Below are 10,993 nucleotides of genomic sequence, written 5' to 3'. Positions count from 1 at the left end.
CGTTCTCATCCTCGAATCGCTGACTTTCTTGGCAAGTTGCTTGAAATCGCTGGAAGTATGCATCGTCGATGCTCGGGTCACTAATCAAAGCACTATTAGATCAAACTTTTAGTGCAATTGGTATAAACCCAGCCCGACGGCTGGGTTTATGCTATCTGGCGTGAAGAGCTGTCTATGGCTTGCCTGGGGGGAAGCGGGTGGCATAGTGTAGGGACACTAAGGGAGATCTGTATGCATATTGAAATGATCTGCACCGGTGAAGAGGTGTTGTCGGGCCAAATCGTCGATACCAATGCGGCTTGGGTGGCGCAGCGCTTGCTGGAGCATGGGGTGGAGATCCACTCTCGCGTTACTGTGGGCGATCGGATGGACGATCTGACGGCGGCCTTTGCGGCCGCAGCGGGGCGGGCAGATGTAGTGCTGGTCAATGGCGGCTTGGGCCCGACCGAGGACGATCTCAGTGGCGCGGCGATCGCTGCAGCGATGGGAATTGAACTGGAGCTGCATCAAGGCTGGCTGACGACGATGACGGCGTTTTTTGAACGTCGGGGCCGGCCGATGGCGAACGTTAATCGTAAACAGGCGATGTTGCCGGCAGGCGCGGTGATGATCGATAACCCGGTCGGTACCGCTTGCGGCTTTCGTGTGCGCTGGCAAGGCACCTGGTTTGTGTTTACTCCGGGTGTTCCGTCTGAGCTGAAGAAGATGCTGTTGGATGAGATCTTGCCTTGGTTGGTGCGGGACTACGGGATCGCTGCGGCTATGCCGTTGCACCGCCTGTTGACGATCGGACAAGGTGAGTCCCAGCTCGCTCATTTGTTGCAGTCCATTGCCTTGCCTGAGTATGTGGATCTGGGTTATCGCGCGTCGCTGCCCTACATTGAGCTCAAGCTGATGCGACGTGGGCCGGTGCAAGCGGATGCCTGGCAGGCTTTGTTGGCGCGTATTCGAGGTGAGATCGGCGATGCGTTAGTGGGGGAGAATGTGGTCAGTGTTGCAGAGGCAGTGCACCAGCAACTAAGTGAACGGTTACTTACACTTGTGACTGCAGAGTCCTGCACTGGGGGGATGGTGGCAAGCCAATTGGTGGACTTCCCGGGCAGCTCAGCCTATCTGCACGGTGGGTGGATCACCTATAGCAATGTGGCCAAACAGCGTGAGTTGAATGTGTCTGAGCGGACGCTGGTGTGTCATGGCGCGGTGTCGCTGGAGACTGCGGCGGAGATGGCGCGAGGGGCGCGTGAGCGCGCAGGGACGGATCTGGCCATCAGCGTCAGTGGGATCGCCGGTCCGGAGGGCGGCACGGAAGATAAGCCGGTGGGCACCGTGGCGTTTGCACTGGCGCACCAGGGCGGTGTGGAGGTTCAGTTGTTGCGTTTAGGGGCTCGAGAACGCAATCAGATCCGAGTCTTGGCGGCGACGGTGGCGCTGGATATGGTGCGGCGTTATCTGCTTGGTCTACCGGTGATGGCGGACTATGGTTATCTCAAGCGGGTCGCTCAAGGGCAGTATTGACGAGGATCAGTTAGGGCTCGAGGACAAACTCAAGTTTGCCCGGACGGATCCGGATCTCTTTACCAAATTTGCGGAGAATATCTTGTTGCCAACCCTGCTCTTCCAGCTTGTAGATCGGCTGATTCTCTAGATAGAGCTGGACCCATTGCATCGCTTCGCGACTGAGGGGGAGCAGCATCTGCTCAAGCTCTTTGGGGCTGGCTTCGATGTTAGCCAGCTCCAGATCGCGCAGATAGATGCTGTGATCGGTATTATCGTACCAAGGCGTGGCCTTAAACTGCAGCTCCAAACCTGCACGCAACGGGATCAAGGGAGTGTTGACCTTGATCCTCGAGTGCGCAGCCACTGAGACGCGATCGGTCTCTTGACCGATCTCGACCTGGATATCAGAAAACGTCAGCTCGGCACCGAGCAGGCCGCTTCCCTCTATCTTTTGCTCTGAACGAAGTTGCCGGTTGAGGTGGCCTTCCAGCTCTGATTCACTGACCGAGTAACTGGTGGCACAGCCGCCCAGCAGCAGTGCCGCAAGCCCAACCCAAACCGACTTCTTCATACGTTTATCCCGTGTTTCGTAGACCGGCAGCGATCCCGGCAATGGTGATCATCAGCGCTTGCTGTAGCTCAGGGCTGTCATTCTCTTTACGACAGCGGCGCAGTAACTCCGCCTGCAGGAAGTTTAGCGGGTCGATGTAAGGGTGGCGCAATTCGACCGACTCTTTGTTCCAAGGCGTCAGCTCCATCAGGCTTTGCTCCTGAGTCAGATCCAGGATGCAGTCGATCCCAGTCTGCAGTCGCTCGCGCAGTGAATCGCCTAAGTGGTGCAAAGTCTCCGGCACTAAGATCTGCTCGTAGTAGCGGGCAAGATTTGGCTCTGCTTTGGCATAGACCATCTCCAGCATCGACAGGCGCGTGCTGAACAGTGGCCACTGCTGGAACATCTCCCGCATGGTTTCTTGATGGCCGTTATCGACAGCTTGCTGCAAGCCTTCGCCAGCGCCTAACCAAGCTGGCAGATTCATGCGGTTTTGGGTCCAGGCGAAGATCCATGGGATAGCACGCAGGGATTCGACGCCGCCATCGGCCTTACGCTTAGCTGGGCGGCTGCCCAGTGGCAGAGCTGATAACTCCTGCTCTGGCGTCGCGGCACGGAAGTAAGGGACAAAGTCCGGCTCTTCGTTGACGATCTGGCGATATGCGAGCACGGACGTCTCGCCGATCTCATCCATCAGGGCCCGCCACTCTGGCTTCGGCACCGGCGGCGGCAGTAAGGTCGCTTCCAGTACAGCAGAGGTGTAGAGCGCCAGACTTTGAACGGCCACCTTGGGCACGCCAAACTTAAAGCGGATCATCTCACCCTGCTCGGTGACGCGAAGACGGCTGTCTACCGAGCCCGGAGGCTGAGACAGGATCGCTTCGTGGGCGGGACCGCCGCCACGACCGATAGAACCACCACGGCCATGGAACAGGGTCAGCGCAACATCGGCACTGTTACAGATATCCACCAGAGCTTCCTGTGCCCGATACTGAGCCCAGGAGGCCGCCATTACGCCGGCATCCTTAGCAGAGTCCGAGTAACCAATCATTACCTGCTGGTTGCCGCGGCAGTAGCCCAAGTACCAGTCGATGGTGAACAGGCTTTGCATCACATCGGCGGCGTTGTCGAGATCGCTCAGGGTTTCGAACAGTGGCACGATCGGCATGGCAAAGTTGCAATCAGACTCTTTGAGCAACAATGCCACGGCCAGCACATCGGAGGCAGCTGCGGCCATGGAGATCACGTAGGAAGAAAGGGCTTCCTGAGTTTGCTCGCCGACTAAACGACAGGTGTCGAGCACTTCCTGCGTGTTGGCAGACGGTTGCCATTGGGAAGGCACCAGCGGACGGCGATTGCTCAGCTCACGCAGCAGGAAGGCCTGCTTCTCCGCTTCGTTCCAATGGTTATAGTCACCCAGGCCGAGATAACGGGTGATCTCGGCGATGGCATCGGCGTGGCGATCGGACGATTGGCGAATATCGACTTTCACCAGAGTGCAGCCGAAGCAATGAACCCGACGTAGGGTGTCGAGCAAACGGCCGTTGGCGATCAGGTGCATGCCGCTGTTCATCAAGCTGTTGTAAATCAGCTCTAGCGGTGCCAACAGATCGGCCTTTTGCCAGATCAGCGCATCGCTTTCGATCTCGGGGTGGTGGCCGTCGAGGCGCTGCTCCAAGTAATCGTGGGTGCGTTGCAGTTTGGCGTGCAGCTGGCGCAGCAGGATCCGATAGGGTTCACGTACCTCACCGACGGCGGCGCGTAAGGCGTCATCGCAGCGACTGACGGACAGCTCACTGTGCAGTTGGCTTACGTCGTCCAAATAGAGGCGGGCAGCGGTCAGACGGTTGCGCAGTAGCACCTCTTGCGACACCTTGGCCGTCACATTCGGGTTGCCATCGCGATCGCCGCCCATCCAGCTGGAAAACTTCACCGGCGCAATGTGCGGTGGCAGCAATTGGCCGGTGTGCTCTTGCACCTGCTCGCTCAGCTGACGCAGGAACTCGGGCACCGCCTGCCACAAGCTGGCTTCAACGGTGGCCATGCCCCATTTTGCCTCATCGACCGGGGTTGGACGCTGATTGCGGATCTCATTGGTATGCCAGATCTGGGACACCAATTGACGGATCTTCAAGGTGTTTCGCTTGCTTTCCAGCTTCGACAGCTGGGGATTTTCCCGTTCGCTAAGACAGTCGATCAGGTTTGCATACTTCTTGATCAGGGTGCGGCGGGTGATCTCGGTCGGGTGTGCCGTCAGGACCAGATCGATCTCCAGCTTCTCTAGCTCGGCCAACAATTGATCGGGTTTCAGCTCGGCTTTGCCATTGAGCAAGCGACCCAGCAGCAATTCGACCGGATCGGGAACGCACACCAGCTCATCGCAGTTGCGCGAGATGGAGTGGTGCTGTTCGGCGATGTTCACCAGATTGAGGAATTGGTTAAATGAGCTAGCGAACGGCACTAACTGCTCATCCGGCATCTCGGCCAGCAGCGCCAGCATCTGGCCACGAGCGGCGTCATCACCGTTACGCGATGCTTTTGATAGTTTACGCACCGCTTCGATGCGGCTGAGAAATTCCTCTCCCTGCTCGCCTTGAATGGTATCACCGAGGATCGCCCCCAGCAGATGGACGTTCGCCTTGAGTTGGGCGTACATGTCGGCCATCGATCTGTCTCCCTGAAAAGTATGCTTAACCGGTTGATCCTGAGGGGCAATCAACCATGCGTCAAGGACAGTGAGATGAATTCACGCTGTCCAGAGGTAAATAACCATGGCCGACTCCATCGCCCGGGAGTTGAACGCGGCTTGCGATATTCGTGAATCGGATACGGAAATATAGTTATGCACTGGGGTTGCATAATAAATTGCTTAAGGTAATCTGGGTTCATTCTCAAGGAGCAGTAAAGAAAGCGATCATCATGAATAACCTGCCTTTAGCGTATCGACGACGATAACTCCCATTCTCTTGGCCGCCAGGCCGCGGTATCTCTGATCCCAAACTTCGTATGATCCCTGAATGACGACTTATGACTGCAAGGAGCAGAACCATGATTAAGGTCGCAGTAATTGGAGGCTCCGGCTATACCGGCGCCATCTTGGCCAAATTGATAGCACAACATAACGAGCTCTGCCTCTCTGGCCTGTACGTCTCAGCCGGCAGTGCCGACAAAGGCAAAGCCCTCTCCTCACTCTATCCAGAGCTTATGGGGCAGGTTGATCAGCCCTTGTTGCCATTGACAGATGCCGCTCTGGCCGCCATTGATGCCGATGCGGTTTGTCTGGCGACGGAGCACCACGTCAGTGCCCAGTTGGCGCCGACTTTGCTTGAGCATGGCTGCAAGGTGTTTGACCTGTCGGGTGGTCACCGCTTTGCCGATGCCGCTGTTTTTCCTCAGTTTTATGGCTTTGACCACCCTGCGCCTCAACTCCTGACGGATGCGGTCTATGGCTTGGCAGAGTGGGCTCAGGCGTCGCTGGCGCAAGCGGCGCTGATCGCCGTACCCGGTTGTTATCCGACGGCCTCACTGTTGGCATTAAAGCCTTTGAAACAGAAAGGGTTGATCAGCGAGCAAGGGGTTCCTGTGATCAATGCCGTGAGCGGCGTTTCCGGTGCCGGTCGCAAGGCCTCACTGATCTCCAGTTTCTGTAATGTCAGTCTGACACCTTATGGTGTGTTGGGCCATCGGCACCAGCCGGAGATCGAAACCCAGTTGGATCACCCCGTGGTGTTCACCCCGCACTTAGGGGCCTTCAAGCGCGGGATCCTGGCCACTGTTACGGTGCCGGTGGCACCGGGCACGACGGAGGCTGATGTGGCTGCGGCGTATGCTTGTTATGACGCCAGCAGCAAGGTGTATCAGCTGCCCGCCGGTCAATGGCCCAAGATCGACGACGTGGCGGGCTCCGACCGTTGCCTACTGGGTTGGAAGCTGGACAGCGAGCGTCAGGTACTGGTGGTGGCCAGTGCCATCGACAACCTGATGAAAGGGGCCGCCAGCCAGGCGCTGCAGTGCATACTTATTCGGTTTGGTATCGAGGGTGCATTATGAAGACCATGGTGATCAAGGTGGGCGGCGCCCTGTTGGCCTGCGAGACCGGGATCGCACGGCTATTCGAGACCTTGCAGGGGCTGCAGCAGGGCGGATGGCAGTTGTTGCTGGTCCATGGTGGCGGCATCGTGGTGGAGCAGCAACTGCAAGCGAACGGTTTCACTTCGGATAAGAAGCAGGGCCTTAGGATCACGCCTGCCGAGCAGATCCCTGTGGTGGCCGGCGCCCTAGCTGGCACGGCGAACACAGCGCTGGTGGCTGCGGCCTGCAAGGTCGGGTTGGTACCGGTCGGCTTGTCATTGGCGGACGGTGGCATGGTGCAGGCGCAGGTGTTGGACCCGTCGCTGGGCTGCGTCGGTGAGGTGGTGGCCAAGGCGTCGACCTTGCCCGACGCGTTGCTGTCGGCGGGCATGCTGCCGATCATCAGCTCCATTGCGGTGGATGAAACCGGCCAGTTGCTTAACGTCAATGCGGATCAGGCGGCCACGGCGATCTGCCAGTTGCTGGGCGCGGAGTTGACCTTGTTGTCGGACGTCTCCGGGGTGCTCGATGGCAAAGGTCAGTTGATCGCCAGTCTAGATCAAGCCGGATTTGAGCAGCAGGTGGCACTGGGCGTCATTGCAGGGGGCATGAAGGTCAAAGTGGAGGCGGCCTTGGCGGCGGCCAAGAGCATTAATAACTGTGTGCGGATCGCCAGTTGGCGGAGTCCAGAGCAATTGGCGGCGTTGCTGGACGGCGAGCCGGTCGGCACCGCCGTTCAACCTTAAGGGATAAAGAGATGAAGCATTTACTGACACTCAAAGATCTGACGCAGGCACAGATCCTGGCGATCATCGATCAAGCCATTGCCATTAAGCAGGACTATGCGCCGGTTGCGGACGCCCTTAAAGGCAAGTCTGTGGTCACTCTGTTTGAAAAGCCGAGCCTGCGGACTCGGGTCAGCTTCGATATCGGCATTAATAAGCTGGGTGGCCATGCGGTCTACCTGGATCAACAAAACGGTGCGCTGGGCCAGCGTGAGTCGGTGCAGGATTTTGCCATGAACCTGTCGCGCTGGTGCGACGCCATCGTCGCGCGGGTGTTTGATCACAATACCCTGATCGAACTGCGTGAGCATGCGACGGTACCTGTGGTGAACTCGCTGTGCGATCTGTACCACCCCTGTCAGGCGCTGGCCGATTTCATGACCCTCAAAGAGCATTGCGGTGACTTAAGTCAGGTGAAGCTGGGTTACGTCGGCGACGGCAACAATGTGACCCACTCTTTGATGTTTGCGGCCGCCAAGTTGGGGGCTGACATGGTGGTGGTGTGTCCACCGGGGCATTTCCCTGACGGCAATATGGTGGTGGAGGCCAAGGCCATCGCCGCTGAGCATGGCGGCACCTTAGTGCTGTCGACGGACACTGCGGCGTTGGAGGGTTGTGATGCCTTGTACGCCGATACCTGGATCTCCATGGGCGATGACACGCCGATCTCGGCCATCAAGGCCAAGTTCCAGCCTTATCAGATCAACAGCGCGCTGATGGCGCAAAGTGGCGCGAAGTACGTGCTGCACTGTCAGCCGGCGCACCGGGAAGTGGAGATCACCTCACAAGTGATGGACGGACCGGGCTCGGTCATTCTGGATCAGGCGGAAAACCGCATGCACGCCCAGAACGCCGTGTTACTGCAATTGCTCACTCAATAAGAATTCAGATCAAGAAGGACAACGACAATGACTCAAATTAAGAAAGTGGTACTGGCATACTCTGGCGGTCTGGATACTTCGGCCATCATCCCTTGGCTCAAGGAGCAGCACGACTGCGAGGTGGTCGCTTTTGTGGCCGATGTCGGCCAGGATCCGGAAGAGTTGGAAGGCGTCGAAGAGAAGGCGATCGCCTCTGGTGCTTCCAGCTGTTACGTCATCGATCTGAAAGAGGCGTTCGTGGCGGACTACGTCAACCCGATCCTCAAGACCGGTGCCTTGTATGAAGGCACCTACCTGCTGGGCACCTCCATGGCCCGCCCCATCATCGCCAAGGCCCAGGTGGAGCTGGCGCTGAAGGTCGGCGCAGACGCGGTATCCCACGGTTGTACCGGCAAGGGCAACGATCAGGTCCGGTTCGAATCCACCTATGCCGCCCTGGCACCCCAGTTGGCCGTGATCGCCCCTTGGCGTGAGTGGAGCATGAAGTCGCGGACCGATCTGCTCAACTACTTGGCTGAGAAAAATATCCCGACCACCGCGAGCGCGGAGAAGATCTACAGCCGTGATGCCAACGCCTGGCATATCTCCCATGAGGGCGGTGAGCTGGAAGATCCCTACTGCGAGCCAACCGAGCAGGTATGGACCTGGACCAAATCACCGGAGCAGGCACCGAATGAAGCCCAGTACGTGACGCTGAACTTTGAGCAGGGCGTCCTTACCGCCGTCGATGGCGAAGCCATGACGCCGTACAATGCGCTGGCTTACCTCAATGATATTGCGGCCAACAACGGCGTGGGCCGGATCGACATCGTCGAGAACCGTTTGGTGGGCATGAAGTCCCGCGGCTGTTACGAAACCCCGGGTGGTACCGTGATCAATGCGGCGCTGCGTGGCCTGGAAACCATGGTATTGGACAAGTCTTCGTTCAAATTCCGTGAACAGCTCGGGCTAGAGTTCTCCCACGTGATCTACGACGGTCGCTGGTTTACCCCGTTGTGTGAAGCCCTGCTGGCCGCCTCTGAGAGCCTGGCTAAGCTGGTAACCGGTGAGATCGTGGTGAAGCTGTACAAAGGCCACGCCACCGTGGTGAAGCGTAAGAGCCCGAACAGCCTTTACTCCGAAGCGTTCTCGACCTTCGAGGAAGATGAGGTATACAACCAGAAGCACGCGGAAGGCTTTATCCGTTTGTTCAGCCTGTCCAGTCGGATCGCCGCGATGCATGCGGCCGATCAGAGCGAGGAGAAATAATCATGGCCTTATGGGGCGGTCGGTTTAGCGGCGCCGCGGACAGTCGCTTTAAGTTGTTCAACGACTCGTTGCCGGTGGACTATCGCTTGGTGCAGCAGGACATTACTGGCTCCATTGCTTGGGCCGGTGCCCTGAAGCAGGTGGGAGTGCTCGACGATCTGGAACATGGCAGCCTGGTGAAGGCGCTGCATGATCTGGCTGAGACGGTGACGGATGAGCAGATCCTCAGCTCCGATGCTGAGGACATCCACAGCTTTGTGGAGTCGGCGCTGATCGACAAGGTCGGCGATCTGGGCAAGAAGCTGCACACCGGCCGCTCCCGTAACGATCAGGTCGCCACCGATCTCAAGCTGTGGTGCAAGGATCAGGGCGAGTTCATCATCGAGGCGCTGGTCAAGGTGCAGCAGCAACTGCTGGAGTTGGCTCAGCGTGAGGCCCATACCGTGCTGCCGGGTTACACCCATCTGCAGCGGGCCCAGCCCATCACCTTCGGCCACTGGGCCATGGCTTATGTCGAGATGATGGAGCGGGATCTGCTGCGGGTGAAAGACGGGCTGAACCGGCTCGATACCTGTCCGCTTGGTAGTGGTGCGCTGGCCGGAACCGCCTATCCGGTGGATCGTCAGGCCTTGGCTCAAGCACTGGGCTTCCGTGGCGCCAGCAACAACAGCTTGGATTCGGTGTCGGATCGGGATCATGTGGTCGAGCTGTGTAGTGCGGCGGCGATCTCCATGATGCACCTGTCGCGGATGGCGGAGGATCTGATCTTCTATAACTCCGGCGAAGCGGGCTTTATTGAACTGGCGGACGCGGTGACCTCGGGATCCTCCCTGATGCCACAGAAGAAGAACCCTGATGCACTGGAGTTGATCCGGGGCAAGACGGGTCGGGTTTATGGGGCATTGACCGGCATCCTGACCACCATGAAAGCGCTGCCGATGGCCTACAACAAGGACATGCAGGAGGACAAGGAGGGCCTGTTTGACGCCATTGACAGCTGGCTGATGTGTCTGGATATGTCCGCCCTGGTGCTGGAAGGCGTCAAGGTCAACAAGCAGCGTACGTTGGCGGCGGCGCAGCAGGGCTACGCCAACGCCACCGAGCTGGCGGATTATCTGGTGGCGAAAGGGATGCCATTCCGTGAGGCGCACCATGTGGTGGGTGAAGTGGTACTGACCGCCATTGAGGCGGGTAAAGCACTGGAAGACTTCACTCTGGCCGAATTGCAGGTGTTCTCGGATCAGATCCAGTCCGATGTGTATCAGCACCTGACCATTGATGCTTGCCTGGCCAAGCGGGTGGCGAAAGGGGGCACGTCGCTGGAGCAGATCGAGCGGGCGCTGGGCCAACAGAAGATGGCACCGACGCAGGAGATCGCCGATCAGGACATCATGGGGGGTACCGCGCCCAAGCAGGTGCGCCATGCACTGGATGTGTCGCAGCAGCGACTCAACGCTCACAAAGCGGAGCTATTGGCGGTTCGCTCGGCCCGTCTGTCCGATGTCGCGTCGATCCACAAGATCAACAACTACTGGGCGGAGCTGGGCGAGACGCTGCCGCGCTCTCGCGACGAGATCCTACAGGATGTGCTCGACTTCTCCGTGGCGGAGCAAGACGGCAAGGTGGTGGGGTGTGCCTCGCTCTACATCTACGAGACCGGGCTGGCGGAGATGCGCAGTGTTGGTATCGATCCGAACCATCATGGTCAAGGCCAGGGCCGTGCCTTGGTCGATTACATGCTGCAGCGTGGCCGCGAGCTGGAGTTGGAGAAGGTCATTGTGCTGACTCGCGTTCCAGGCTTCTTCGGCAAGATGGGCTTTGATGAGATCAGCAAGGAGATCCTGCCAGAGAAGGTGATGAAGGATTGCGAGCTGTGTCCGCGTAAGCACGCGTGTGATGAAGTGGCGATGTCCTACAACTTTAACTAAGCCAAGTTGCGCTGCTCCTTAGCGTCCGATTAG

General features: G+C 58.4%; 8 protein-coding genes. 6 read left to right on the top strand and 2 right to left on the bottom strand.

Annotated elements, in window-relative coordinates; genetic code table 11:
- Nucleotides 1-231 precede the first annotated feature (231 nt).
- Entirely contained in the window at nt 232-1,515 is a 1,284-nt protein-coding gene (locus ABEA08_RS19635) for a CinA family nicotinamide mononucleotide deamidase-related protein (RefSeq protein WP_345337115.1), read from the top strand.
- Between the two features lie 10 nt (nt 1,516-1,525).
- Here the strand turns inward: ABEA08_RS19635 and ABEA08_RS19630 are convergent, their stop codons facing one another.
- Nucleotides 1,526-2,068, bottom strand: a complete 543-nt coding sequence (locus ABEA08_RS19630) for a DUF1439 domain-containing protein (protein WP_345337114.1) — start codon at nt 2,066-2,068, stop codon at nt 1,526-1,528.
- 4 nt (nt 2,069-2,072) lie between these two features.
- Nucleotides 2,073-4,712: a phosphoenolpyruvate carboxylase gene (ppc, locus tag ABEA08_RS19625; protein ID WP_345337113.1), complete on the bottom strand. Its 2,640-nt coding sequence runs from the start codon at nt 4,710-4,712 to the stop codon at nt 2,073-2,075.
- 383 nt (nt 4,713-5,095) lie between these two features.
- On the opposite strand from ppc, the gene argC reads away from it, so the two are divergent.
- The 5 genes from argC to argH are packed head-to-tail and all read left to right on the top strand — an operon-like array spanning nt 5,096 to nt 10,960.
- On the top strand, nt 5,096-6,097 hold the full coding sequence (gene argC, locus ABEA08_RS19620; protein ID WP_345337112.1) for an N-acetyl-gamma-glutamyl-phosphate reductase: 1,002 nt from the start codon (nt 5,096-5,098) through the stop codon (nt 6,095-6,097).
- A complete protein-coding gene (gene argB / locus ABEA08_RS19615; RefSeq protein WP_345337111.1) occupies nt 6,094-6,864 on the top strand; it encodes an acetylglutamate kinase in 771 nt (256 codons plus the stop codon). The genes argC and argB overlap by 4 nt, the downstream gene beginning before the upstream one ends.
- A gap of 11 nt (nt 6,865-6,875) precedes the next feature.
- Complete coding sequence (locus ABEA08_RS19610) at nt 6,876-7,784, top strand: ornithine carbamoyltransferase (RefSeq protein ID WP_345337110.1); 909 nt, start codon at nt 6,876-6,878, stop codon at nt 7,782-7,784.
- A 27-nt stretch (nt 7,785-7,811) separates the two neighbouring features.
- On the top strand, nt 7,812-9,032 hold the full coding sequence (locus ABEA08_RS19605) for an argininosuccinate synthase (RefSeq protein WP_345337109.1): 1,221 nt from the start codon (nt 7,812-7,814) through the stop codon (nt 9,030-9,032).
- A 2-nt stretch (nt 9,033-9,034) separates the two neighbouring features.
- A complete protein-coding gene (gene argH, locus ABEA08_RS19600) occupies nt 9,035-10,960 on the top strand; it encodes an argininosuccinate lyase (protein WP_345337108.1) in 1,926 nt (641 codons plus the stop codon).
- Nucleotides 10,961-10,993: the final 33 nt, after the last annotated feature.

The sequence above is a fragment of the Ferrimonas pelagia genome, assembly GCF_039543565.1.
In the GTDB taxonomy this organism is placed as follows: Bacteria; Pseudomonadota; Gammaproteobacteria; order Enterobacterales; family Shewanellaceae; genus Ferrimonas; species Ferrimonas pelagia.
This window is presented reverse-complemented; position numbering and strand designations above follow the sequence as displayed.

Coding starts and splice junctions, on each gene's coding strand:
- ABEA08_RS19630 (WP_345337114.1), bottom strand. CDS start 2,068: ATGAAGAAGTCGGTTTGGGTTGGGCTTGCGGCACTGCTGCTGGGCGGC.
- argC (WP_345337112.1), top strand. CDS start 5,096: ATGATTAAGGTCGCAGTAATTGGAGGCTCCGGCTATACCGGCGCCATC.
- argB (WP_345337111.1), top strand. CDS start 6,094: ATGAAGACCATGGTGATCAAGGTGGGCGGCGCCCTGTTGGCCTGCGAG.
- ABEA08_RS19635 (WP_345337115.1), top strand. CDS start 232: ATGCATATTGAAATGATCTGCACCGGTGAAGAGGTGTTGTCGGGCCAA.
- ABEA08_RS19605 (WP_345337109.1), top strand. CDS start 7,812: ATGACTCAAATTAAGAAAGTGGTACTGGCATACTCTGGCGGTCTGGAT.
- ABEA08_RS19610 (WP_345337110.1), top strand. CDS start 6,876: ATGAAGCATTTACTGACACTCAAAGATCTGACGCAGGCACAGATCCTG.
- ppc (WP_345337113.1), bottom strand. CDS start 4,712: ATGGCCGACATGTACGCCCAACTCAAGGCGAACGTCCATCTGCTGGGG.
- argH (WP_345337108.1), top strand. CDS start 9,035: ATGGCCTTATGGGGCGGTCGGTTTAGCGGCGCCGCGGACAGTCGCTTT.